The following is a 22,642-nucleotide window of genomic DNA, read 5'->3' on the forward strand; positions in this document are numbered from 1 at the left end:
TCCGTCGGGCCGTTCAGCCGGCGTACGGGTCCGGCACTTCTCCCGGCCGGGCCAGGAAGGCGAAGTCGCAGCCGGTGTCGGCCTGGGTGATCTGGTCCTGGTAGAGCGCCGCGTACCCGCGCTCGTAGCGGTTGACCGGCGGCGCCCACCCGGCCCCGCGCCGCGACAGTTCCTCCTCGCTCACGTCGAGATGGAGCAGCCGCGCCTCGACGTCCAGGGTGATCAGGTCGCCGGTGCGGACGAGCGCGAGGGGCCCGCCGACATAGGACTCGGGCGCGATGTGCAGCACGCAGGCCCCGTAACTGGTGCCGCTCATCCGGGCGTCGGAGAGCCGCACCATGTCCCGTACACCCTGCTTCAGCAGGTAGTCGGGGATCGGCAGCATGCCGTACTCGGGCATCCCGGGGCCGCCCTTGGGCCCGGCGTTGCGGAGCACCAGCACATGGTCGGGGGTGAGCGCCAGGGCCGGGTCGTTGATGGTGCGCTGCATCTCCCGGTAGTCGTCGAAGACGATGGCGGGACCGGTGTGGCGCAGCAGATGGGGCTCGGCGGCGATGTGCTTGATGACGGCGCCGTCCGGGCAGAGGTTGCCGCGCAGCACCGCCACGCCGCCCTCGTCGGCCAGGGGGTTGTCGCGTTCCCTGATGACGTCGCTGTTGTGCACGAGCGCGCCGTCGAGCTGCGCGCGCAGGGTGTCGTGCGTGACCGTGGGCCGGTCCAGGTGGAGTACGTCGGTGAGCCGGGCCAGGAAGCCCGGCAGCCCGCCCGCGAAGTGGAAGTCCTCCATCAGGTACTTCCCGCCGGGGCGGAGATTGGCCAGCACCGGGACGGCACGGGCGACGCGGTCGAAGTCGTCCAGGGTGAGCCTGACTCCGGAGCGGCCCGCCATCGCGATGAGATGGATGACGGCGTTGGTGGAGCCGCCGAGCGCGAGGACGGTGGCGACGGCGTCCTGGTACGCCTGGGCCGTCAGGATGTCGGACAGCTTCCGTTGCCGCCAGACCAGTTCGACGATCGCGAGCCCCGACCGCGCGGCCATCCGGTCGTGCCCGGAGTCGACGGCCGGGATGGAGGAGGCGCCCGGGACGGTGACGCCGAGCGCCTCCGCGGCGGCGGTCAGGGTGGAGGCGGTGCCCATCGTCATGCAGTGGCCGGGCGAGCGGGCGAGCCCGTTCTCCAGCTCGGCCATCTCGCAGTCGCCGATGAGCCCGGCCCGTTTGTCGTCCCAGTACTTCCACATGTCGGTGCCGGAGCCGAGGACCTCGTCGCGCCAGTGCCCCGGCAGCATCGGCCCGGCCGGCACGAACACGGCCGGCAGATCCACCGACGCGGCGCCCATCAGCAGCGCGGGCGTCGACTTGTCGCAGCCGCCCAGCAGCACGGCGCCGTCCACGGGGTAGGAGCGCAGCAGCTCCTCCGTCTCCATCGCCAGCATGTTGCGGTAGAGCATCGGGGTCGGCTTCTGGAACGTCTCCGAGAGGGTGGAGACCGGGAATTCGAGCGGGAAGCCGCCCGCCTGCCAGACGCCCCGCTTGACCGCCTGGGCGCGGTCGCGGAGATGGACGTGGCAGGGGTTGATGTCGGACCAGGTGTTGAGGATCGCGACGACCGGCTTGCCGAGGTGCTCCTCGGGGAGGTAGCCGAGCTGGCGGGTGCGGGCGCGGTGGCTGAAGGAGCGCAGCCCGTCGGTGCCGTACCACTGGTGGCTGCGCAGCTCCTCGGGGGCGATGCGGCCGGTCATATCGACCACCCCGCGACCTGGTCCGCGACCTCGGCGCGCCGTGCCTCGGGCAGCACCCGGCTGGGCGGGCGGACGTCGCGGCCGCAGAGCCCGAGCGAGGCCAGGGCCTCCTTGACGACCGTCACGTTGTCGGCGGACTGCCCCTCCGCGCGCAGCTCCTCGAAGCGGCGGATCCGCTCCCACACCTTCATGGCGGCCGGGTGGTCGCCGGCCCGCAGCGCCTCCAGCATGGCCAGCGAGACACCGGGGGCGACGTTGACGAGCCCGGAGGTGAATCCGGTGGCGCCCGCCGAGAAGTAGGAGGGGGCGTACAGCTCGGCGAGACCGGCGATCCAGACGAACCGTTCCAGGCCCGCGTCCCGGGCGAAGGCGGCGAAGCGGGCGGCGTCCGGGACGGCGTACTTGACGCCGATGACGTTGGGGCAGTGGTCCGCGAGCGTGGCGAGGCGCTCCCCGTCCAGCCGCGGGTTGCGGACGTAGGGCACCACGCCGAGTCCGGGGACGGCCTCCGCGATGGCCCGGTGGTAGTCGATCCAGCCGTCCTGCGAGACGTACGGGTGGACGGGCTGGTGCACCATCACCATCCCGGCGCCGGCGTCCCTGGCGTGCTCGGCGGCGGCGACGGCGGTCGGCACGTCGTGGCCGACCCCGACCAGGATCGTGGCGCGGCCGCCCGCCTCCTCGACGGTCAGCTCGGTGACGGAGCGCCGCTCGTCGGGGGTGAGGGCGTAGAACTCGCCGGTGTTGCCGTTCGGGGTGAGGACGCGCACGCCGCCGTCGAGCAGCCTGCGCAGCAGGGCGCGGTGCGCCGCCGTGTCGATGGTGCCGTCCGGGGCGAACGGGGTCACCGGGATCGCCACGACGTCCGCGAGAGCAGCCTTCAGCGGGGTGAGGTCCATGCGGACTGGCCTTTCTTCGGTGTGCCGGTGGTTCACGCCGCGCCGCCCCCGTCCTCTTCGTCGGGGAACGCGCGGCGGACGAACGACGCGATGTGGTCGTGCAGGGCGCCCGCCGCCGCGTCCGCCTCTTCGGCCAGCGCGAGCCGCAGGATCTCCCGGTGCTCGGCCGCCTCCCGCTCCCAGGACGGGACGGTCGCCCAGGCCACGGTCGACACGAGGGCCGCCTGATCGCGGACCTCGTCGAGCATCCGCGACAGCAGCGGGTTGCCGCAGGGCAGGTAGAGCGCCCGGTGGAAGTCACGGTTGGCGAGCGACCTGTCGGCCTTGTCACCGGCCGAGTCGGCGCGCTCCAGGGCCTCCTGGGCCGCGTCGAGCGAGGCCTTGCGGGTGATGGAGCGGCGCAGCGCCTCCGGTTCGAGCAGCAGCCGTACGTCGTACACCTCCCTGGCCATGGTCGCGTCGACCAGGCGCACGGTGACGCCCTTGTACTGGCTCATGACGACGAGTCCGGTACCGGCCAGGGTCTTGAGCGCCTCACGGACAGGGGTCTTGGAGACCCCGAACTGCGCGGCCAGCTCGGTCTCCACGAGCGCCTGCCCTGGTCTCAGCTGCGCCGTGAGGATCGCGTGCTTGATCGCCTCCAGCACGTACTGGGTGCGGGACGGAATCGGAGTGGGCGCAAAGGTCATGGGTGAAGGGCTCTCACATCTCGCGTATCGCGTCTCATATATGACGTACGAAGTACGACGCGATGAAGCTAGAGGCGCCGGGAATGTTTCGTCAACGCTTCCGACAGGAGAACTTCGCCGGACTACGACGTGTGCCCTACACCGGTCCCGGCGGCGGTCCGCCCCGCCGGGCGGCGTACGGCATCCTCCCGATGCCCCGGACCGGCCTCAGCCGCCAGCCTGACCGCACAACACACGTGCAGGTCAGGGAGGTTCGGTGGGTGCGATGGCGGGTTCCGCAGCGGTACGGGTACTGGGCGACCGGACGGCGGGGCTGTTCCTGGCGGCGGTCGTCGTCTCCGGATTCGGCAGCTCCGCGATGTCGCTCGCGGCCGGGATCTGGGTCAAGTCGCTGACGAGCTCGGACAGTCTGGCCGCGCTCGCCCTGTTCACCGTCTGGCTGCCGGTGCTCTTCGGCCCGGTCCTGGGGGCGGTGGCCGACCGGCTGCCCAGGAAGCCGCTGCTGGTCTGGTCGAACATCGTCATGGCGCTGCTGCTGCCGACCCTGACCGCGGTGGACTCGGCGGGCCGGGTCTGGATCCTGTTCGCGGTGCTCGCGGCCTACGGGACGGCCTCCGCGCTCATGGACCCGGCGGAGTCGGCGCTGGTCGCGGGGGCTGTGGACGCCCGGCTGCTGGGCGACTTCAACGGGCTGCGGATGATGGCGAACGAGGGCATGAAGCTGGTGGCCCCGCTCACCGGAGCGGCGCTCTTCACCCGGTTCGGCGGCGTCTCCGTGGCCCTGCTGGACGCGGTCTCCTTCGCGCTGGCCGCCGGGCTCTACGGACTGCTGCGGGTGCGGCGCGCGGCCCCCGCGGCGGCCGGGGACGGCGCGGGCGGCTGGACCGCCGGGGTGCGGCAGGTGTGGGGCTCGCCGGTGCTGCGGCCGCTGGTGTTCGCCGGATCGGTCACGATGCTGTGCGCCGGGCTCAACGGGGCGACGCTGTACGCCGTCGTGGACCGGCTCGGCCACTCCCCCGCGTACGCGGGTGTGCTCTCCGCGGTGCAGGGAGTCGGGTCCGTCGCGGTCGGGCTGCTGGCCGGACCGCTGCTGCGGCGGCTGCCGGAACGGGTGTTCACCGCGGCGGGCATCGCCCTGTTCGGGGTGGCGGTGGGGCTGCGCGCGGTGCCGTACGACGCGGTGGCGCTGCTGGCGTGCGGGCTGATCGGGGCCGGGCTGCCGTGTGTGCTGATCGCCGCGATGACGGCGGTGCAGCGGGAGACGCCGGACGCGCTGCTGGGGCGCACGTCCGCGACCGCCGGCACGCTGATGTTCGCGCCCAACGCGGTGGCGCTGGCGCTGGGCGCGGGGCTGGTCGCGGTGGTGGACGTGCGGGTGCTGCTGCCGCTGGTGGGCGCGGTGGCGGTGGCTGCGGCGGTGGTTCTGGTCACGGGCCGACGGGGGCGGGGGCGGCCGACGAGCACCCCTGCCCCCGCCGGCCCGCTCCCGTCATCGGCCGAGGCGTGAGAGCGCTGCGGCGACGGCCTCCAGATCCGGATCGGAGGCGAGCCCCGCGTGGTACAGGCGCAGTTGGTTCGCCCCGAGGGAGAGCGCGTGCCGGGCGTCGCGCTCCAGGGTGTCCGGGCTGCCGCCCATCCCCCGCACCACCGTGAGGTTGGCCGCGAGGACACCGGCCCGTCCGCCGAACGGGCCGAGCACCGCCTCGCGCGCCGCGTCGGTCCCGGTGCACGGCAGCACCACGCCGTCGGCCACCGACAGGATGTGCTCCGGGTCCACGCCCACGTTCGCACCCGAGCGGTACGGGGCGGGGTCGGCGTGCAGCAGCACCTGGAAGCCGGGGGCGGCCGCCGCCGCCCGTACCGCGCCGACCACCGACTCCTGGAGCCCGCGGGCCACCTCGGTGCGCCACCGGAGGGTGGCCGCCGCGAGGTCCGCGCCGAGCAGCTTCTCGACGCCGGACCAGCCGGATTCCGGGGAGCCGGCACCGGACCAGGCCGGCTCCAGCGCCCTGCGCACCGCCCGGCCCAGCTCGTCGGCGTCCAGCCCCTGACCGTCGTACCCGGCCCGGCAGTCGGGACAGAAGCAGAGCGACATCAGGTACTGGGCCGCGTCACCGAGGCCGACGCCCGCGATCTTGTCGTGGGCGTGCAGATGCGCGAAGCCGTACCAGCCGCAGGACTCCAGCTCTGTGCCGTGCGTGCCGCCGCGCACCGCGGCCTCCGACGCCAGCTCCACCAGGTAGTCGCGGACGGCGGGCTGTGCGATGCACGGGGCCCACGGGTAGCGGTCGCCGTAGGCGTTGACCACACAGATGTCCGGATGCTCCGCGCCCAGCCGGGAGTTGTGCGCCAGCACCACCCAGCTGTGCACCTGGAGCCCGGCACCGGCCAGTGCCTGAGCGGCCTCCGCGTAGGGATCGTCGGAGGCCACCCAGGACTGCGTGCGGGGCCGCAGCCCGCGCCCCTGCCACCGTCCGGGCTCCGGCGGGTAGAGCACCGCCGCGTGCTCGGCCGTGACGATGCGGTGGCCGGGGTGACGCGGGGTCAGCGCCCGGGTGGAGTGGTAGGCGGCGGCGAGCGTCACCTGCTGGACGCCGAGGTCCGCGACGCGGGCGGCCGCGTCCGGGTCCCCGACGATGTCCCAGGGGTACAGGAAGGCGGAGGTCCTCACCCGCGCTCCCCGGTGGCGGCGGCGGCGCCCCGCTCCAGCAGCGCGCGGCCGCTCGCGATGATCGTGGTCAGCTCCTCGATGTGCGCGGCCGGCGGCTCGGTGAGCGGACTGCGCACCTGCCCGACGTCCAGGCCCTGGAGCCGGACGGCCGCCTTGACCAGCGACACCGCGTAGCCCCGGCCCTTGGAACGGAGCTCGACGAGCGGCCGGTAGAAGTGGTCGAGCAGCGCGTTGACGAGCTCGTCGTCACCCGCTTCGAGGGCCCGGTAGAAGGCCAGCGCGATATCGGGTGCGAAGGCGAAGACGGCGGAGGAGTAGAGCGTGACGCCGATGCCCCGGTAGGCGAGTCCGGTGAGCTCGGCGGTGGGCAGCCCGTTGAAGTACAGGAAGTCCCGCCCTGCCAGTCCGGTGCGGACGGCGCTGACGATGCGCTGCATCAGGTCGAGGTCGCCGTAGCCGTCCTTGAGGCCGATGATGCCCGGTGTCCGCGCCAGGGCCAGAACGGTCTCCGGGGTGAAGACGGCGTTGTCGCGCTGGTAGACGATCGTCTCCAGCCCTGTGGCGGCGGCGAGCGCCGTGTAGTGGGCCAGCAGGCCCTCCTGATCGGCCACGACCAGGTACGGCGGCATGGCGAGGAGCCCGTCCGCGCCCGCCTCCTCCGCGAGCTTCGCGAACTGGACCGCGAGCGCGGTGCCGTATCCGGCGCCCGCCACGACGGGCACCTGGCCGGCCGTCTCCTTGACGGCGGCGGCGACGACGAGGTGGAACTCCTCCGGCGTCAGGGCGTGGAACTCACCGGTCCCGCAGCAGGCGAAGACGGCGGCCGCACCGGCGTCGATGCCCTTGCGCACATGCGCGCGGAAGACGTCGAGGTCGACGGAACCGTCGGGTCCGTAAGGAGTGACGGGGAAGAAGAGCGGCCCGGCGACAGCGGTGAGTCGGGCGGCAAGAGGGGCTGAGGTCACGGGCGCTCCCTGAGCGGTTTCAGGCGTGCACAATTCTGATTGGCGTCCATATTCATGAACAGCTCTTACGCTAAGGCAGCGGATCGTCGCGGGTCAAGACAGGTACTCCGCGTTGCGGGGGGCGGGTGCCGCACGGTTCAGGGTGCGCCACGTCCGGTGGGTGGGGGTGGGGTCCCTCCGGGGAGACTCCTCAAAAACTGGCGTGGCAGCCGGAGACGTTGCGGGGCCGGGTATTACGCCATTTTTCTGCGGGGACTCCCCTGCACGACCCCACCCACTCCCGCGTGCGCCTGAACACCGGCCATACGACTGCCGCAGATGCGGGACGGCCGGATCCGGGGCCGCACAGGGGAGCACCCGCACCAGCCGGCCCGTCCGGCGCTTGAGGACGGAACCCCGCACCAAGGACCCGGACACCCCTTGACGCACGCCCACCCCGCTCCATAACTTGTCCACGCATGTGAACCCCGCCCAAGGACCCGGCGAGCGAACCCGCCCCCGTACCGAGGAGATCCGCGTATGCCCGCCCCCCGTACCGTCCTGCTCACCGGCGCCGCCGGCGGACTCGGCACCCTCATGCGCGGACTGCTGCCCGCCCACGGCTACCGGCTGCGCCTGCTCGACATGGTCCCCATCGAGGGCGAGCCGGACGCCATCACCGCGGACCTGGGCGACACGGAGGCGCTGCGCGAGGCGGTGCGGGGCGTCGACGCGATCATCCACCTCGCGGGCATCTCACTGGAAGCCTCGTTCGACAAGATTCTCCGGGCGAACATCGAAGGCACCTACAACCTCTACGAGGCCGCGCTCGCGGAGGGCGTGCGCCGGATCGTGTTCGCCTCCTCCAACCACGCCGTCGGATTCACCCCCCGCCCGCTCCCTGGCGACCCGCTCATCCCGATCTCGACCCCGCGCCGCCCGGACACGTTCTACGGGCTCTCCAAGTCCTTCGGTGAGGATCTCGCCCAGCTCTACTGGGACCGGCACGGCCTGGAGACCGTCTCGGTGCGCATCGGCTCCTGCTTCCCGGAGCCGACCTCCGTACGGATGCTCTCGGTGTGGATGAGCCCCGGCGACGGAGCCCGGCTCTTCGACGCCGCGCTCACCGCGGAGAACGTCGGGCACACCGTCATCCACGGCTCGTCCGACAACACCCGGCTCTGGTGGGACCTCACCTCGGCGCGCTCGCTCGGCTACGAGCCGAGGGACGACTCTGAGCCGTACGCGGCGAAGCTCATCGCCGAGCAGGGCGAACTCGACCCGGACAACCCGGACCACGCCCACCTCGGCGGCCACTTCTGCACCAACCCGCCGATCTGGCCGCACTGAGCGCGGCCGGGGCCGCCGCCGTACGGGCGAAGCCACCCAAAGGTAAGGGAACGGCAAAGCCGGGTCATTCGTTACCTCGTGCATGACCGCTATGACACCTGGCTCGAACATCCCTCTCTCCGCCCCCCGCGTGGCGGTGGACGTCGCCGCTCCGGTGCGGCTCGACGTATCGGGCCTGCTGCTCACCGCCGACGGCAAGGTGCGCTCCGACGACGACTTCATCTTCTACAACCAGCCCACCGGCCCCGGTGTGGCCTACCGCTCCGGTGGCGGCACCGCGCCCGACGCGATCGTGGTCGACACCGCTGCCGTGCCGTCCGGGATCGAGAAGATCGTCATTACCGCGAGCCCGGACGGGGCGGGCCAGACCTTCCAGGGCATCGAGCCCACCGCCACCGTGCGCAACGCGGACGACGGCAGCGTGCTCGCCACCTTCACCCCGCCGCAGCTGAGCGCGGAGACCGCGCTCGTCGTCATCGAGGTCTACCGGCGGGGCGGCGCCTGGAAGGCCCGTGCGGTCGGTCAGGGCTATGCCAACGGGCTGGCCGGCATCGCCACCGACTTCGGCGTCTCCGTGGAGGACGAGCCCGCCGCCGCGCCCGCGCCCGTGGCGCCCCCGGTGCCCGCCGCCGCCCCGGTGGACCCGAGGCTGGCCGCCCCGCCGATGCCCGCCGCACCGCCTGCCGCCGCGCCCGCCGCCCCGCCGGCGCCCCCGGCCACGGGCCGGATCAACCTGGACAAGGGCCGGGTCAGCCTGCGGAAGAACCAGACGGTGTCGCTGGTCAAGGGCGGCAAGCCGCTGCTCTCGCAGGTCAAGATGGGCCTCGGCTGGGAGCCCGCGTTCCGGGGCAAGGACATCGACCTGGACGCGTCGGTGATCGCCTACGGGCCGGACCGCAACCACCTGGACAGCTGCTACTTCGGGAAGCTCTCCATCCTGAACGGCGCCATCAAGCACTCGGGCGACAACCTCACGGGCGAGGGCGCCGGGGACGACGAGGTGATCGTCGTCGACCTGGGCCGGATCCCGCCGGAGGCGACCGGCCTGGTCTTCACGGTCAACTCGTTCACCGGCCAGAAGTTCACCGAGGTGGCCAAGGCTTACTGCCGGCTGATCGACGCGGCCACCGGCGACGAGCTGGTCCGCTTCGACCTGACGAGCGCCGAGCCGCAGACCGGCGTGATCATGGCCAAGCTGATCAAGCAGTTCTCCGGCGAGTGGGAGATGACCGCGGTGGGCGACTTCGTGAAGTCGCGCACCGTCCGGGGCATGGTCAAGCCCGCCGCCCAGTCGCTCTAGGCCTCCGCGGGGGAACGGCTTCCCCGAGGGGGAACGGCTTCAGGGGCACCCGGCTGGTGCGGGTGCCCCTGAAGGCCGTCTGCGCGAGAAACGCGCGAGAGACGCGGAGGAGTACAGCGGACGCGGCGCGTGCTCGTCGCTTCTCTCAGAGCTTGGTCAGCTTGGAGTACGGGCTCAGGATCCTCCCCTGTCGCCCCGAGAAGTCGATGAGCACTGCGTCGTTGTCGCCCTCGACAGCAAGGACTCGGCCGAGTCCGAACTGGTCGTGCGACACCCTGTCGCCCACATCGAACAATTCGACCGGTGGGGCCGCCTGGGCCGGGCGGTTGAAGGGACTGGAAGGCAGGTGACGCCGGGATCCGGCTGACTGTTTCATTACCTTGAGTATGCGCCCTGGAAACGCCGGACGCCATGCCCGACCGCTCCTGGGGCCCCACTGATGCCGGATTCGTAATCAGCGATTCCGCGCCCGCGCGGCCTTCTTTCCCGCTCCCGGCAAGGGCACCAGGCCGAACCGCGCCCCCGCACAGCCCCCGGGGATGTGGCGCTTATCCCTTTCCGACATGGGGCGCCGGGCGCCGGTCCGCCGACCGCGAGGTCCGCACGCACCCGGCGGCCCCGGCGGGTGCGTGCCACGCCGCGAAGTCCCTCTCCCGGAGGACACCGGCACGACCCGGCCCGGACCACTCGCAGGAGTTATCGCTGCTCTCGCGGCTGACGCTTCCACGGGCCGGTGATGGCCACCATGATCCCGGGCGTCTGGATGTTGGCGAAGAGCGTCTTCCCGTCGGGCGAGAAGGTGACCCCGGTGAACTCGCTGTACTCCGGGTCCTCCTCGGTCCCGGCGTTCAGCTCGTTGCGCGCGATGGGATACGTGCGGCCGCTCTCGGTGGCCCCGAAGAGGTGCTGCACACCCTCGCCGTCCTCGGCGATCACCAGTCCGCCGTACGGCGAGACGGTGATGTTGTCCGGGCCGTCGAAGGCGCCGTCCTTCGAGGGGTCGGCGTTGACTCCGAGCAGCACCTTCAGCGTCAGCGTCCGGCGCTTCGGGTCGTAGAACCAGACCTGGCCGTCGTGCTGGACCGGGCTCTCGTCACGGGCGAACGAGGAGACGATGTAGGTACCGCCGTCGCCCCACCACATGCCTTCGAGCTTTCGGGCACGGGTGACGTCCTTGTCGCCGAACTGCTTGCGCACCGAGACGGTCTTCGCGTCACGGTCGGGGACGTCGACCCAGTCCACCCCGTACACGGTGCCGATCTTCGTGGCGCGCGAGAGGTCGTCGACGAACCTGCCGCTGCGGTCGAAGCACTTGGTGGCCTGGAGGACCCCGGCGTCGGCGGCGAGCGTGCGCAGCTTGCCGTGGCCGTGCTTGAAGCCGTGCGGCGGGACCCAGCGGTAGAGCAGTCCGTTGGGTCCGGAAGCGTCCTCGGTCAGGTAGGCGTGGCCCTGCTTGGGGTCGATGACGACGGCTTCGTGGGCGTACCGGCCGAACGCCTTGATCGGACGGGGGTCGCGGTTGGCGCGCTTGTCGTACGGGTCGACCTCGAAGACGTAGCCGTGGTCCTTGAGCAGCCCGTTCTTCCCGGCCCTGTCCTCGGTCTCCTCGCAGGTGAGCCAGGTGCCCCACGGGGTGGCGCCGCCCGCGCAGTTGGTGGAGGTGCCGGCGATGCCGACCCACTCGGCGGTGCGGCCGTCGCGGCGGGTCTCCACGACGGTGCAGCCGCCGCCCGCGACCGCGTCGTAGACGAGACCGTCGGTGAGCGGGACCGGGTGCTCCCAGTCGGTGCGGACGCCGGCCAGCTCGTGGTTGTTCACCAGCAGGGTGACGCCGCGAGAACCCTCGAAGGCGGCCGTGCCGTCGTGGTTGGAGGGGGTGTACTCACCGGTCTCCAGCTTGGTGACGCCGCTGTGGGTGATGACCTTGTACGAGAATCCGGCGGGCAGCGCGAGTATGCCCTTCGGGTCGGGGACCAGCGCCCCGTAACCGGGCTCATGACCGTGACCGTGACCGTGTCCGTCGTGGTCATGACCGTGGCCGTCGTGACCGTGGCCGTGACCGTCGTGGCCGTGCTTCGAGTCGCCGGCGGCGAGGGCGCCGGGCGCGGTGGCCAGCGCGGCGACGGTTCCGGTGAGGGCGATGCCGGCACCGGTGAGGGCGGACTGTCTGGTGAATTCCCTGCGCGTGAAGGCCATCACGTACTCCTGGTGCAGCTGGGACGGTAGCGGGCGGGATCACCGTCCCGTGCCTTCCCCAACACCAGTTGAACTGTGGACGGCTTCCAGGGAATGCGTTCCGTGAACTTCCCCGGTGGCGGGGCCGTACGCCCCGCCACCCACCGTCTCCCGCTCAGCTCCCGGAGCCACTCCGGGACCGGGCCTTGAAGGCTGCCTTGCGGGCGTCCTTCGCCAGCTTCTTGTCGCTGTGCAGCCGGCCCATCGCCTCAAGGACGTCCGCCGTGGCCGGGTGGTCCACCCGCCACACCTCGTCGAAGAACCCGCTGTGCTGACCGGAGAGCCCCTCGACCAGGCCCTGGAGCTCGTCGAGATCGCCGTCCGCCTCCAGCTGCGCCGCGATCGTGTCGACGGCGAGCCAGAAGATCATCGACTCCGGCGGCGCGGGCACGTCGGCGGCGCCGAGCTCCGCGAGCCAGACCCGGGCGAGGCCGCCCAGTTCCCCGTCGTCGAGCACGGCGCGCACGGCGGGCTCCGCCTCCGCGCCGACCAGGGCGAGCGCCTGCTGGCAGTGCAGCCGGCGCAGCGGTGCCTGCGGGTCCTCGCCGCGTGCCGCGTCCAGGAGCTCGGCGGCGGCCCCGCCCGCGCCGCGCCCGGCGAGCCAGAGCTGGACCTCGGCGCGGGCCCCGTCCTCCGGGTAGTACGCGATGCCGCCGAGAAGCGCGTCGGCGTCCTTGTCGACGAGATCACCGATGGCCGGGGCGTCCACGCCCGCGTCCAGCATCCTGGCCCGGATGCCGTACAGGCCGAGAGGGGTCAGCCTCACCATCCCGTACCGGGTGACGTCGTCGTCGTCGGCGGGCGGGGTGGCGTCCTCGCCCTCCTCGGCCAGCAGCGCCTCGTCCACCGGCTGGTACTCGACGATGCCGATGGGCTCCAGGATCCGGAACTGGTCGTCCAGGCGCATCATCGCGTCCGAGACCTGCTCCAGGATGTCGTCGGTGGGCTCGCCCATGTCGTCGGGCACGATCATCGACGCGGCGAGCGCGGGAAGCGGTACCGGCGCGTCGCCCGCGGCGCTGTCGGAGACGGTGAGCAGGTAGAGGTTGCCGAGCACCCCGTCGAGGAATTCGGCCTCGGTCTCCGGGTCCCAGTCCAGGGCGTCGAAGTCGATGGAGCCGTCCTCGCCGACGAGGTCCGCGAAGTCGTCGAAGAAGGGGGCGGTGGCGTCGGCGTGCGCGGCCTCCAGGCCGTCGAGCCAGATCGCCAGGACGTCACTGGGCGAGCCGCCGGTCAGCAGCGCGAGGTTCTCGCCCGCGGTGACGGTGCCCTCCGCGTCGGAACCCTCCCCGTCGGAGCCCTCCTCCCCGGAGCCGTTCTCCACCGCCGGGTCGGCGCCGGGCTCCGTCTCCGGGTCCTCGACCTCGACGAGCCCGGTGTCGACGGCGAGCCGCCAGGCCTCGCTGGCCTCCGCCGCACCGTCCTCGTCCGCGCTGAGGCCGAGGTGCTCGGCCGCCGCGGGCAGCTGCGCGTCGACGAGCTCGCCGCCGGCGCCCACCCTGGTGCCGGGCCCGGCCCAGCGGGCGAGCCGGACGGCGCGGGCGAGCAGCGGCGCGGCAAGCGCGTCCCGTGCCAGCTCGGCCTCGGTGTGCAGCCGTACCGGCGGCAGGGTGGGGCGCTCTGCGGACATCAGGGGGTTCTCCTAGGAACAGTTCGGGTCGTACGCGCCGCCGGGCGATGGGCTCCTGGCGCGTACGGGGACAGGCGGCCCCAAGCGTAGACGCATTTCGTTCCCCGCCGCCCGGTACCCGGACAGGTCCGCCGCAGCCCGCCCGCAGACCCCCGCAACCGGCGTGCGCGCCCGCGCCATTACCGCGCGGAGGCCGCCGGCCGCAGACTGAGCGCGGGGGTGTAGCGGTGCACACCGCCGCCGGTCACGCCGGGGTAGGCCTGTACCCGCTCCCACTGCGGCGTCCGCGAGCCGACCCCGTTGCCGGGCGCGGCCAGCGCATCGATGTGGGCCTGCGCGCTGACCCACTCCGCGTAGTTGAGCACCCGGGTTCCGTCGGTGCTCACGTGGAAGTGCCCGGCGATCCCGCCGGGCGCGGGCGCGGGGTCCGTCCCGAGCGCCTCGAACACGCTGTCCACCCAGTCGCGTTGGCGGGCCCTGTCCGCCCCTTCGAACTCGACGTCGACGGTCACGACGCACCCCGGCTCCCGGGCGTCGGACCCGTCGGGCGAGGAGGAGCGGTACAGCTCGTACGTGTACACACCGAGCCGCTCGATGCCCGGGACGGCCGCGTCGATGTCGGCGTTGCGCGCGTCCCGGCCGGTCCGGACGAAGGCCCGGTAGCTCTCCTCGTCCGACCACTGCGAGTAGTGGAGCAGCGTCCTGCCGTCCTCCCCCACGCCGACCGAGTACGAGAGCGGCCCGGGACGCGGCCACTCCCGGCTCTCCCAGGCCTCCCGGATGGCCGCGACGGCCTGCCGCTGCCGCTGCGGGGTGCCCACGTCCCAGGTGCTCGCCTTGACGATCCCCGCGTCCGCTCGGGTGAAATCGGGCCGGGTCACGAATTCCACGCTCATGGCTGCTCCCCTCGCGGACGCTCCCCTGCGGCTCGCCCGTAACAGCCACCCTGTTACGTCAAGTGCGCTTGAGGTCAACTACGGCCCGCGCTGTCGTCGTTAGGCTGGCGAATCGGACAGAACCGGACAACGAACGGAGTACCGCATGTCGCTGCGGGTCGAGAGCATCACGCGCGAACAGCATCTGGCGTTCGTCGCGGGGCGGGGTTCCGCGAGCCATATGCAGGTCCCGTCGTGGGGCGAGGTGAAGCCGGACTGGCGCGCGGAGAGCATCGGCTGGCTCGACGCCGGGGAGCTGGTCGGCGCCGGACTGGTCCTGTACCGGCCGATCCCCCGGCTGAAGCGGTATCTGGCCTATCTGCCGGAGGGGCCGGTCATCCCGTGGCAGGAGGGCGATCTGCGCCCCTGGCTGGATCCGCTGGTGGCGCACCTCAAGGCGCGCGGCGCGTTCACGGTACGGATGGGACCGCCGGTGATCGCCCGCCGCTGGGAGGCGCGGACCGTCAAGGACGCCATCTCCGCTCCGGCCGCGCGCAGGCTGCGCGATGTCGAGCCCGACGTGTGCGAGCCGGGCGCCGCCGAGCTGGTGGAGCAGCTGCGGCGGCTGGGCTGGCAGCAGGGCGAGGACGGGGAGTCGGACGGCTTCAGCGCCGGGCAGCCCCGCTACGTCTTCCAGGTGCCGTTCGCCGGGCGGTCGCTGGAGGAGGTCCGCGACGGGCTGAACCAGCAGTGGCGGCGCAACATCAAGAAGGCGGAGAAGGCGGGCGTCAAGGTGGTCGAGGGCGACCACGACGACCTTCCGGCCTTCTACGAGCTGTACCGCGAGACGGCCGAGCGCGACCGTTTCATCCCCCGCCCGCTCGACTACTTCCAGCGCATGTGGACCGCGCTGCGCGCCGAGGATCCCGGGCGGATGCGGCTGTACCTCGCGCACCACGACGGGGAGGTCCTCGCCGCGGCGACGATGCTGACGGTCGGGACGCACGTCTGGTACTCGTACGGTGCCTCCACCGGCCGGCGGCGCGAGGTGCAGCCCAACAACGCGATCCAGTGGCGGATGATGAGCGACGCGCACGAGCGGGGCGCGACCGTCTACGACCTGCGCGGCATCACCGACACCCTCGACGAGAGCGACCATCTGATGGGCCTGCTGCGCTTCAAGGCGGGCACCGGCGGCCGGGCGGCCGAGTACGTCGGTGAGTGGGACTACCCGGTCAACAGGCTGCTCCACAAGGCGTTCGGCCTGTACATGGCCAGGCGCTAGCGTCCGCGGAGGGGGTGGCGCCGGTGACCGTGTGACGGGCGCCCGGTACGGGGCAGGCTGTCGGGATGACCGTCTCCGTGGCCCACCTCAGCGATCCGCATCTCACCACCGGCGCCCTCGCCGCAGAACCCGCCGCCGGGCTCGACCGTGCGCTGCGCCGGGTGCTCGCCCTCGATCCGCTGCCCGACCGCGTGGTGATCACCGGCGATCTGACGGACCGGGGCACGCCGGAGGAGTACGCGCTGCTGCGCGAGGTGATCGGCCGCTTCCCGCTGCCGCTGCACCTGGTGACGGGCAATCACGACGATCCGGCGGCACTGCTGGGCACCTTCGGCGGGACGGACTTCCTGGGCGGGGGCGAGAAGACGTACTACGCCGTGGACCACCCGGAGGTCACGGTCGCCGTCCTGGACTCGAAGGTCGCCGGGTCCCCCGGAGGGCTGCTGGGGGCCGGGCAGTTGGCGTGGCTGGACGGTGTGCTGTCCCGCAGGCCGGGCGTGCCGGCGTTCGTGTGCCTGCACCATCCACCGGTGCCGGTGGGCATCCCGTTCCTGGACCGGATGCGGCTGGCGGACGGCGACGCGCTGGCAGAGGTGGTTGCCGCGCACCCCAGGGTCGTACGCGTGCTGGCCGGTCATGTCCACCGCCCGGTCACCGTCGCCTACGCGGGCAGCGTGCTGGCCGTTGCGCCCAGCACCTACCGGCAGAGCGGTCTGGCACTGCGTGACGCCGTCCCCGGCTATCTGCCGGAGCCGACGTCGTTCCTGCTGCATCTGCTCGCCGGCGACGCGTGGGTGACGCACACCGTGCCGGTCAGTCATGCGGCCGGGGTGCTGGCCGGATACTGACGCTCCGGGCCACCGTGCCAGAATCCGCGGTGTGAACCTGCGTACCGCCACCCGCCAGGACCTGCCCGCCGTACTCGCCCTGCTGGCCGACGAGGACGAGGTCGTCGACCCGGCGTCGATCGTCGTGGACGACGCCTACGAGAAGGCGTTCGCGGACATCACGGCCGATCCGCGCAACGAGGTCCTGGTGCTGGTGGACGGCGACACGGTGGTCGGCTGCCTCCAGGCGACCTATATCCCCGGGCTCGGCAAGCACGGGGCCGAGCGCGCGCTGATCGAGGCCGTGCGGATCAGGCCCGACCGGCGGGGCGGCGGGCTCGGGCGGGAGCTGATGGAGCGGGCCGTCGAGCGGGCCGGACGGCGGGGTTGCGCGCTGGTCCAGCTGACCAGCGGCAGGCAGCGGACGGACGCGCACCGCTTCTACGCCTCGCTGGGCTTCGCGGCCAGCCACGAGGGCTTCAAGCTCGCCCTCTGAAGGGTCCCGGCGCTGGACGGTGCAAGTGCCGGACAGTTCCGGCGCTGAACGTTCCAGGCTCGGCGGTCACCCTGGCGTGGAGGTGCGCCAGCCCGTCATGTTGAGCTCGTCGAGCATCCGTACGTCGCTGCCCTCCAGCGGGAAGGTGCGCGCCTCCAGGCCGGGCGCCGGGGCGATCTCCAGCGCGTCGCCCTCGATCAGGTCGCCGCCGGTCGGGGTGGAGACCCAGGCCAGGAGCGACCGCATGGTCTTCCCGGGGGCCAGCATGACCTCTTCGGGGCCCTTGTCCTGACCCATGTAGGACGAGCCCGGGTTCACCTTCACCGCCAGCGCGTCGCCGTTCTCGTCGAGGGCCTGGACCGAGGGGTAGCCGTCGACCCGGACGGGCTTGTGGCCGCAGTTGGTGAGGGTCAGTCCGACGGCCCGGTGCATCATCGCGGCCTCCACGGGGCCCATGTTGACGACGAGACCGGAGTCCGGGCAGCCGCCGGTGGCGGAGGGGGTGGGGGCCGGGCGGGCGGTCTCCCCCGGGAGCGCGGCGGGCGGGGACTGGATGTCCAGCGGGGACGGCGGGCTCACGTGCACCCCCGTGGACGCCGTGCGCGACGGGCTCGGGCCCGCCTCGCCCTCCCCCGCCGGTACGAGGAATCCCGCGCACCCGGACAGGGTGAGTGTTCCGGCCATGATCAGAGCCGCGGAGGCAGCTCCGCGTATCCCTGTCCCCGTCAGTCCCCGCACGCTCATGATCCCGCCCCCAGGTCGGCCCGCCCCATGTGCGAAGGATCATGCCAGAGGGCAAAATCGTTGAGTGTTCCTTCAGCTTCACCCGGAGAAGAACTAAGTAGACCTTCACGGTCCGCCGGGCGGACACTTCGGACATGACGTCTCCCGCAGCATCCCGGCCGCGCCCCTTCGGCAGCGCTCTCTGCGCCATGATCACTCCGTTCACCGCCGACGGAGCCCTCGACCCGGACGCGGCCGCCCGGCACGCCTCCGCCCTGGTCGCGGACGGCTGCGACGGGCTGGTGCTCAGCGGCACCACCGGCGAGTCCCCGACCACCTCCGACGCAGAGAAGGCGGCACTGCTGCGCGCGGTGCGCGAGGCGGTCGGTCCTGACGTGCCGGTGATCGCGGGCATCGGCACCTCGGACACCCGGCACACCGTGGAGCTGGCCCGGCAGGCGGAACGGGCGGGCGCCGACGGCCTGCTGGTCGTGACCCCGTACTACAGCCGGCCGCCGCAGGCCGCCGTCGAGGCGCACTTCAGGCGGGTCGCGGACGCGGCGGGCCTCCCGCTGATGCTGTACGACATCCCCGGCCGCACCGGTACCCGCATCGAACCGGAGACGATGCTGCGGCTGGCCGAGCACCCGCGCGTCGTTGCGGTGAAGGACTGCTCGCAGGACCTGCTCGGTGCGGCGAAGGTGCTCGCGGCCACCTCGCTCGCGTACTACTCGGGCTGCGAGGAGCTGAATCTGCCGCTGTACGCGGTGGGCGGCGCGGGGTACGTCAGCACGGTGGCCAACGTGGCGCCGCACGCGCTGCGGGCCGTCCTGGACGCGTTCGACGCCGGGGACACGGCGGGGGCGGCCCGGCTGAACGGGCTGCTCGCACCGCTCGTCGAGCTGATGATGGCGGCCGGGCTGCCCGGCACGGTGACCGCGAAGGCACTGCTGGACGCGGGCCCGGTCCGGGAACCGCTGCGGCCCGCCGGGCGCGAGGCGTCCGACGGGCTGCGAAGGGCGTACGAGGAACTCCTCGCCGGGTAGCCGGCGAGTCCCCGCTCAGTCGTTGCTGTGCAGGACGTCGTTGAGGCCGTCCCAGACCGCGTTGTTCGGGCGGGCCTCGACGGTGCCGGTCACCGAGTTGCGGCGGAAGAGGATGTTCGAGGCACCGGAGAGCTCGCGCGCCTTGACGACCTGGCCGTCCGGCAGCGTGACCCGGGTGCCGGCGGTGACGTACAGACCGGCCTCGACGACGCACTCGTCGCCCAGCGCGATCCCGACCCCGGCCTCCGCGCCGACCAGGCAGCGCTCGCCGATCACGATGCGCTCCTTGCCACCACCGGAGAGCGTGCCCATCGTGGACGCGCCGCCGCCGATGTCGGAGCCGTTGCCGACGACGACGCCCGCGGAGATCCGGCCCTCGACCATGGAGGTGCCGAGGGTCCCGGCGTTGAAGTTGACGAAGCCCTCGTGCATGACGGTGGTGCCGGAGGCGAGGTGCGCGCCGAGCCGCACCCGGTCGGCGTCGGCGATCCGGACGCCCTTGGGCGCGACGTAGTCCGTCATGCGCGGGAACTTGTCGACCGAGGTGACCTGGAGGTGCAGGCCCTCGGCGCGGGCGTTGAGCCGGACCTTCTCCAGGTCGTCGACGGCGACCGGGCCGAGCGACGTCCAGGCCACGTTGGTGAGGAGGCCGAAGAGGCCGTCCAGGTTCTGGCCGTGCGGCTGAACGAGGCGGTGCGAGAGCAGGTGCAGCCGCAGGTACGCGTCGTGCGCGTCGAGCGGCTTGTCGTCGAGCGAGGCGATGACCGTGCGCACGGCGACGACCTCGACCCCGCGGCGGGCGTCCACGCCGATGGCCTTGGCGGCGCCCTCCCCGAGCAGGTTGACGGCGCGGTCGGGGCTGAGCCGCTCGGTTCCGGCCGGGCCGGGCTCCGCGGTGAGCTCGGGCGCGGGGAACCAGGTGTCGAGAACGGAACCGTCGCCGGCGATGGTGGCGAGGCCGGCGGCGACGGCGCCGGTGGTGCGGGTGGAAGTCGTGTCGGTCATGACCAGAACCTAACCGGCCGGGGCCCGCCCCGGCCAACCGGTCTCATCGTCCGGGCGTCGCACCGCCCGCCGTACGGGAGCACCCCTGTAGCCCCCGTACGGCGGCCGGCGGACATCCGGACCGGGCGGGATCAGGAGCGCTTCCCCTCCCGGTCGACCAGGGCGGCCTTCATGACGGCGCGGGCACCGTCCCCGTCCGGCGAGCCCGGTGAGCTGCCCGCGTACCGGAAGGTCTCCGCGTCCAGGAGCAGCAGGCCGCGCTCCCCCGGGAAGCGGATGCCGATGACCGGCCGGTCCAGCGCGTCCCGGGTCCGGACGGCCCGGAGCCCGGGGACGGTGGCCATCGCCCGGTAGACCGCGGCGAGCCCCTTCGGCTCCGCGGGGCAGGACGCGGCCAGGAGGGACAGCGCGCGGAAGTCGTGGGCGGCGACGGACTCGTCCTCGCCCGGGTAGAAGGCGCGGGCCCGCTTCTTCACCTGGGCCGGGTCCTGGGGCAACTGCGCCAGGAACTGGAACCGTTCGCGGGGCGAGCGGTCGTCGCCCGCCTTCCCGTTCTCGAATTCCGGGTCCGCGTACCGGTACCAGTGCTCGGTCTCCCGGCGGCCGCCGCGCTCCTCACCCGGGCCGTCCTCCTGGGCACGGATCTCCAGATCCTTGGTGTAGACCCACTGCCCGGCCCTCGGCGCCGGCACCGGATCGTCCGCGACCTCGGCGGCGGCGTCCCGCAGCACCGGTGCGGCGCTGCCCAGTTCGACCACGGCGGCGGTCCGGGCGCCGGGCCGCACGTCCTGTTCCCCTCCCAGGAACTGCGTACCGAGGACGGCCGCCGCGGCGACCGCGGCCGTGGCCGCCACCGCGGTGAGCCGCCAGTCGGCGCGCCGCCCGCGCCGCCGTCCGGCGGCCTCGGTAAGCCGCTGCCGCCCCTCGGCCAGGGAGCTGCGGTCCGGGACCGGCGCGTCGGCGCGCAGTGCCCGTACGAGCGTCATCTCATCCGTGTCCATGGGCCACCTCCAGGCTTTCGGTTACGACTGTGGGGTCGCCGCCCAGCGCCGTGCGCACCTTGCGGCGGGCGCGGTTGAGCCGGGAGCGGACGGTGCCGACGGGCAGCGAGAGCGCGTCGGCCACCTCCTGGTAGCTCAGGTCGGCCCAGGCGATCAGCAGGAGTACGTGCCGGTCACCGGCGGACAGCCCGGCGAGCGCTCCGGCGAGTTCGGAGTGGGCCGCCTGGGCGCTGACCCGGTGGTCGGCCCGCTCGGTCCAGGACTCCGCGACCGGGTCAATTCCGGTACGCGCCAGCGCGCGCAGCGCCCTGACCTCGGCGCGCCGGTGTTTGCCGATGAGGTTGGCGGCGATTCCGTACAGCCAGGGCCGGGCACTCTCGCGGCCGGTGTCGAAGCGGGCGCGGGCCCGGAAGGCGGTGAGGAATGTGTCGGCGGTGATGTCGTCGGCGGCACCTTCACCGAGCCGGCGGGCGGCGTAGCGGTGGATGTCGGCGGCGTACCGGTCGTAGAGCAGCGCGAAGGTCTCGGGCTGTTCCAGTGACTGGCTGACGACGGCCGCGTCGTCGTCTCTCGGTGGTCCGGTCACAGTGTCTCCGTCTTCTCCAGCTCCGTACGGGGTGTGTCACCTCCTGTTGCCCGAAGGGGCCTTGCGGGTTCACGCAGCCGCCGGGCGGCGAGCACGGCCACCCCGGCGCCGCAGGCCAGCACCGCGCAGGCGGGCCACAGGAGCGCGGGCGCGGTGGTGTAGAGCGCGCCGCCCAGCGGGGGCGCGAGCACCTGTCCGCTGATGGAGGCGCCCGCGTACAGGCTCTGGAACCGGCCCTGGGCGTGGGCGGGTGCCTGGTCCGCGACGTAGGCCGTGGCGGGGGTCTTGTAGAGGATCTCGCCCAGGGTCAGCGAGACCATCATCATGACGGCGAACAGCGCCCCCGCGCCGGGGATCAGCACGGCGTAGCCGGTCCCGACGAGCAGCAGTCCGGTGCCCACGACGGCGAGCGGCGCCCGGTCGCGCAGCGCGTGGGCGGCGGGGAGTTCGAGGCAGAGGATGACGCCGCCGTTGATGGCGATGAGCCAGCCGTAGAACTGGGTGCCGTGGCCGTGGTCGGCGAGGAAGACGGGCAGGGTGGAGTACTGCTGGCGGTAGACCAGGTCGACGCAGACGATCGCGGCGAGGAGCACCGGCACCGCGGGCCTGGCCCGCAGTTCGTTCCAGAGCCCGGGGGCGTCCGGGCGGTGCGCGGGCCGGGAGTGCGCGGTCCCCCGGGCGGGCAGGATCCGTGCCGCGTACACGGCGTACAGCAGGGTCCCGACGCCGTCGATGACGAAGAGCCAGTCGTACGAGAAGCGGGCGGCGATCAGCGCGCCGAGCGGCGGTCCGACGGCGAAGCCGCCGTTGCCGGCGAACCGGGTGAGGGCGAAGCTCTGGCGCCGGCGCCCCGCGGGGACGGAGACCGCGACGAGCGCGGAGTTCGCCGCGCGGACCACCCCGGTCGCGTACTCGGCGAGCGGGAGCACGCAGTACAGGGCGGGGAGCGGCAGCAGCGGGAGGCCGACGAGCACCACGCCGCTCACGCAGGCGCCGGTCAGCAGCGCACGGCGGTGCCCGTAGTGGTCACCGAACCAGCCGCCGGTGAAGTTGCCCGCGACGAGGCCGAGGCCGCCGATGCCGCTGAGCACCCCGGCCTGGGCGACGGAGAGTCCGCGCGGACCGGTCAGGTAGACGAAGAGATAGACGAAGGTGAAGCTCACCACGCCGTTGAAGAACGAGCCGAGGGCCAGCAGCCGCACCGTGCGCGGCACTCCCCGCACCATCCCCGTTCCGGTACCCGTCCCCATGCCGGTCCCCATGCCGATCCCGCCCCGTCCCCGTTCCCGAAGGCACTCATCCGTGAGTTCCTTTTGGGAACGGACTATGGCAGCATGCT

The 22,642-nt window shown here is 72.8% G+C and carries 21 protein-coding genes; 7 read left to right on the forward strand and 14 right to left on the reverse strand.

What is annotated here, in order from left to right; translation table 11 throughout:
- Positions 1-13: 13 nt before the first annotated feature.
- Genes araD through ACFVQ0_RS31190 form a run of 3 tightly spaced genes read right to left on the reverse strand, consistent with a single transcriptional unit; the run spans position 14 to position 3,329 of the window.
- Entirely contained in the window at positions 14-1,741 is a 1,728-nt protein-coding gene (gene araD / locus ACFVQ0_RS31180) for an L-arabinonate dehydratase (RefSeq protein WP_390092541.1), read from the reverse strand.
- Positions 1,738-2,640: a dihydrodipicolinate synthase family protein gene (locus ACFVQ0_RS31185; protein WP_390092542.1), complete on the reverse strand. Its 903-nt coding sequence runs from the start codon at positions 2,638-2,640 to the stop codon at positions 1,738-1,740. The genes araD and ACFVQ0_RS31185 overlap by 4 nt, the downstream gene beginning before the upstream one ends.
- 32 nt (positions 2,641-2,672) lie before the next feature.
- Positions 2,673-3,329, reverse strand: coding sequence for a GntR family transcriptional regulator (locus tag ACFVQ0_RS31190; protein ID WP_390092543.1), 657 nt, complete (start codon positions 3,327-3,329; stop codon positions 2,673-2,675).
- 265 nt (positions 3,330-3,594) lie between these two features.
- On the opposite strand from ACFVQ0_RS31190, the gene ACFVQ0_RS31195 reads away from it, so the two are divergent.
- A complete protein-coding gene (locus tag ACFVQ0_RS31195) occupies positions 3,595-4,836 on the forward strand; it encodes an MFS transporter (RefSeq protein WP_390092544.1) in 1,242 nt (413 codons plus the stop codon).
- Here the strand turns inward: ACFVQ0_RS31195 and ACFVQ0_RS31200 are convergent.
- Together ACFVQ0_RS31200 and ACFVQ0_RS31205 are read right to left on the reverse strand one after the other, a co-directional pair.
- On the reverse strand, positions 4,819-6,000 hold the full coding sequence (locus ACFVQ0_RS31200) for a hypothetical protein (protein WP_390092545.1): 1,182 nt from the start codon (positions 5,998-6,000) through the stop codon (positions 4,819-4,821). The genes ACFVQ0_RS31195 and ACFVQ0_RS31200 overlap by 18 nt on opposite strands.
- Positions 5,997-6,965 carry a 5-dehydro-4-deoxyglucarate dehydratase gene (locus tag ACFVQ0_RS31205; RefSeq protein WP_390092546.1) on the reverse strand — a complete coding sequence of 323 codons (969 nt, stop codon included), beginning with the start codon at positions 6,963-6,965 and terminating at the stop codon, positions 5,997-5,999. Before ACFVQ0_RS31205 ends, ACFVQ0_RS31200 begins: the two co-directional genes overlap by 4 nt.
- A gap of 519 nt (positions 6,966-7,484) precedes the next feature.
- Between ACFVQ0_RS31205 and ACFVQ0_RS31210 the strand changes: the two genes are divergently transcribed.
- Both ACFVQ0_RS31210 and ACFVQ0_RS31215 read left to right on the forward strand, forming a co-directional pair.
- Positions 7,485-8,294 (forward strand): NAD-dependent epimerase/dehydratase family protein, encoded by an 810-nt coding sequence (locus ACFVQ0_RS31210; RefSeq protein WP_390092547.1) that lies wholly within the window; start codon positions 7,485-7,487, stop codon positions 8,292-8,294.
- 82 nt (positions 8,295-8,376) lie between these two features.
- Entirely contained in the window at positions 8,377-9,594 is a 1,218-nt protein-coding gene (locus ACFVQ0_RS31215) for a TerD family protein (RefSeq protein ID WP_390092548.1), read from the forward strand.
- 145 nt (positions 9,595-9,739) lie between these two features.
- Here ACFVQ0_RS31215 and ACFVQ0_RS31220 read toward each other — a convergent pair whose 3' ends face one another.
- The 4 genes from ACFVQ0_RS31220 to ACFVQ0_RS31235 form a co-directional block, all read right to left on the reverse strand.
- Complete coding sequence (locus ACFVQ0_RS31220; protein ID WP_037711258.1) at positions 9,740-9,970, reverse strand: hypothetical protein; 231 nt, start codon at positions 9,968-9,970, stop codon at positions 9,740-9,742.
- 320 nt (positions 9,971-10,290) lie between these two features.
- Positions 10,291-11,790 carry an alkaline phosphatase PhoX gene (locus ACFVQ0_RS31225; protein ID WP_390092549.1) on the reverse strand — a complete coding sequence of 500 codons (1,500 nt, stop codon included), beginning with the start codon at positions 11,788-11,790 and terminating at the stop codon, positions 10,291-10,293.
- A gap of 154 nt (positions 11,791-11,944) precedes the next feature.
- A complete protein-coding gene (locus tag ACFVQ0_RS31230) occupies positions 11,945-13,459 on the reverse strand; it encodes a hypothetical protein (RefSeq protein WP_390092551.1) in 1,515 nt (504 codons plus the stop codon).
- 179 nt (positions 13,460-13,638) lie between these two features.
- A complete protein-coding gene (locus ACFVQ0_RS31235; protein ID WP_390092552.1) occupies positions 13,639-14,355 on the reverse strand; it encodes an antibiotic biosynthesis monooxygenase in 717 nt (238 codons plus the stop codon).
- Positions 14,356-14,500: 145 nt separating this feature from the next.
- On the opposite strand from ACFVQ0_RS31235, the gene ACFVQ0_RS31240 reads away from it, so the two are divergent.
- The 3 genes from ACFVQ0_RS31240 to ACFVQ0_RS31250 all read left to right on the forward strand — a co-directional run bounded on the left by ACFVQ0_RS31240 (position 14,501) and on the right by ACFVQ0_RS31250 (position 16,942).
- Entirely contained in the window at positions 14,501-15,619 is a 1,119-nt protein-coding gene (locus ACFVQ0_RS31240; RefSeq protein WP_390092553.1) for a lipid II:glycine glycyltransferase FemX, read from the forward strand.
- 65 nt (positions 15,620-15,684) lie between these two features.
- Positions 15,685-16,467 carry a phosphodiesterase gene (locus tag ACFVQ0_RS31245; protein ID WP_390092554.1) on the forward strand — a complete coding sequence of 261 codons (783 nt, stop codon included), beginning with the start codon at positions 15,685-15,687 and terminating at the stop codon, positions 16,465-16,467.
- A 31-nt stretch (positions 16,468-16,498) separates the two neighbouring features.
- Entirely contained in the window at positions 16,499-16,942 is a 444-nt protein-coding gene (locus ACFVQ0_RS31250) for a GNAT family N-acetyltransferase (protein WP_390092555.1), read from the forward strand.
- Positions 16,943-17,008: 66 nt separating this feature from the next.
- Here ACFVQ0_RS31250 and ACFVQ0_RS31255 read toward each other — a convergent pair whose 3' ends face one another.
- On the reverse strand, positions 17,009-17,626 hold the full coding sequence (locus ACFVQ0_RS31255) for a DUF4232 domain-containing protein (protein WP_390092557.1): 618 nt from the start codon (positions 17,624-17,626) through the stop codon (positions 17,009-17,011).
- 194 nt (positions 17,627-17,820) lie between these two features.
- Here ACFVQ0_RS31255 and dapA point away from each other — a divergent pair, with 194 nt between their 5' ends.
- Entirely contained in the window at positions 17,821-18,711 is an 891-nt protein-coding gene (gene dapA, locus ACFVQ0_RS31260) for a 4-hydroxy-tetrahydrodipicolinate synthase (RefSeq protein WP_390092558.1), read from the forward strand.
- Positions 18,712-18,726: 15 nt separating this feature from the next.
- Here dapA and dapD read toward each other — a convergent pair whose 3' ends face one another.
- From dapD to ACFVQ0_RS31280, 4 genes are all read right to left on the reverse strand, one after another.
- Complete coding sequence (gene dapD, locus ACFVQ0_RS31265; protein WP_390092559.1) at positions 18,727-19,716, reverse strand: 2,3,4,5-tetrahydropyridine-2,6-dicarboxylate N-succinyltransferase; 990 nt, start codon at positions 19,714-19,716, stop codon at positions 18,727-18,729.
- Positions 19,717-19,847: 131 nt separating this feature from the next.
- Positions 19,848-20,717 (reverse strand): CU044_5270 family protein, encoded by an 870-nt coding sequence (locus ACFVQ0_RS31270; protein WP_390092560.1) that lies wholly within the window; start codon positions 20,715-20,717, stop codon positions 19,848-19,850.
- Positions 20,704-21,303: an RNA polymerase sigma factor gene (locus ACFVQ0_RS31275; RefSeq protein WP_390092561.1), complete on the reverse strand. Its 600-nt coding sequence runs from the start codon at positions 21,301-21,303 to the stop codon at positions 20,704-20,706. The genes ACFVQ0_RS31270 and ACFVQ0_RS31275 overlap by 14 nt, the downstream gene beginning before the upstream one ends.
- Complete coding sequence (locus tag ACFVQ0_RS31280; RefSeq protein WP_390092562.1) at positions 21,300-22,553, reverse strand: MFS transporter; 1,254 nt, start codon at positions 22,551-22,553, stop codon at positions 21,300-21,302. The genes ACFVQ0_RS31275 and ACFVQ0_RS31280 overlap by 4 nt, the downstream gene beginning before the upstream one ends.
- Between the last annotated feature and the right edge of the window lie 89 nt (positions 22,554-22,642).

The sequence above is a fragment of the Streptomyces sp. NPDC057900 genome (genome assembly GCF_042887885.1).
GTDB lineage: Bacteria > Actinomycetota > Actinomycetes > Streptomycetales > Streptomycetaceae > Streptomyces.

What these genes read in the sequence shown, in the direction of transcription:
- araD (WP_390092541.1), bottom strand. Translation starts at nt 1,741, where the DNA reads ATGACCGGCCGCATCGCCCCCGAGGAGCTGCGCAGCCACCAGTGGTAC.
- ACFVQ0_RS31185 (WP_390092542.1), bottom strand. Translation starts at nt 2,640, where the DNA reads ATGGACCTCACCCCGCTGAAGGCTGCTCTCGCGGACGTCGTGGCGATC.
- ACFVQ0_RS31190 (WP_390092543.1), bottom strand. Translation starts at nt 3,329, where the DNA reads ATGACCTTTGCGCCCACTCCGATTCCGTCCCGCACCCAGTACGTGCTG.
- ACFVQ0_RS31195 (WP_390092544.1), top strand. Translation starts at nt 3,595, where the DNA reads ATGGCGGGTTCCGCAGCGGTACGGGTACTGGGCGACCGGACGGCGGGG.
- ACFVQ0_RS31210 (WP_390092547.1), top strand. Translation starts at nt 7,485, where the DNA reads ATGCCCGCCCCCCGTACCGTCCTGCTCACCGGCGCCGCCGGCGGACTC.
- ACFVQ0_RS31215 (WP_390092548.1), top strand. Translation starts at nt 8,377, where the DNA reads ATGACCGCTATGACACCTGGCTCGAACATCCCTCTCTCCGCCCCCCGC.
- ACFVQ0_RS31220 (WP_037711258.1), bottom strand. Translation starts at nt 9,970, where the DNA reads ATGAAACAGTCAGCCGGATCCCGGCGTCACCTGCCTTCCAGTCCCTTC.
- ACFVQ0_RS31225 (WP_390092549.1), bottom strand. Translation starts at nt 11,790, where the DNA reads ATGGCCTTCACGCGCAGGGAATTCACCAGACAGTCCGCCCTCACCGGT.
- ACFVQ0_RS31230 (WP_390092551.1), bottom strand. Translation starts at nt 13,459, where the DNA reads ATGTCCGCAGAGCGCCCCACCCTGCCGCCGGTACGGCTGCACACCGAG.
- ACFVQ0_RS31235 (WP_390092552.1), bottom strand. Translation starts at nt 14,355, where the DNA reads ATGAGCGTGGAATTCGTGACCCGGCCCGATTTCACCCGAGCGGACGCG.
- ACFVQ0_RS31240 (WP_390092553.1), top strand. Translation starts at nt 14,501, where the DNA reads ATGTCGCTGCGGGTCGAGAGCATCACGCGCGAACAGCATCTGGCGTTC.
- ACFVQ0_RS31245 (WP_390092554.1), top strand. Translation starts at nt 15,685, where the DNA reads ATGACCGTCTCCGTGGCCCACCTCAGCGATCCGCATCTCACCACCGGC.
- ACFVQ0_RS31255 (WP_390092557.1), bottom strand. Translation starts at nt 17,626, where the DNA reads ATGGCCGGAACACTCACCCTGTCCGGGTGCGCGGGATTCCTCGTACCG.
- dapA (WP_390092558.1), top strand. Translation starts at nt 17,821, where the DNA reads ATGACGTCTCCCGCAGCATCCCGGCCGCGCCCCTTCGGCAGCGCTCTC.
- dapD (WP_390092559.1), bottom strand. Translation starts at nt 19,716, where the DNA reads ATGACCGACACGACTTCCACCCGCACCACCGGCGCCGTCGCCGCCGGC.
- ACFVQ0_RS31270 (WP_390092560.1), bottom strand. Translation starts at nt 20,717, where the DNA reads ATGGACACGGATGAGATGACGCTCGTACGGGCACTGCGCGCCGACGCG.
- ACFVQ0_RS31280 (WP_390092562.1), bottom strand. Translation starts at nt 22,553, where the DNA reads ATGGGGACGGGTACCGGAACGGGGATGGTGCGGGGAGTGCCGCGCACG.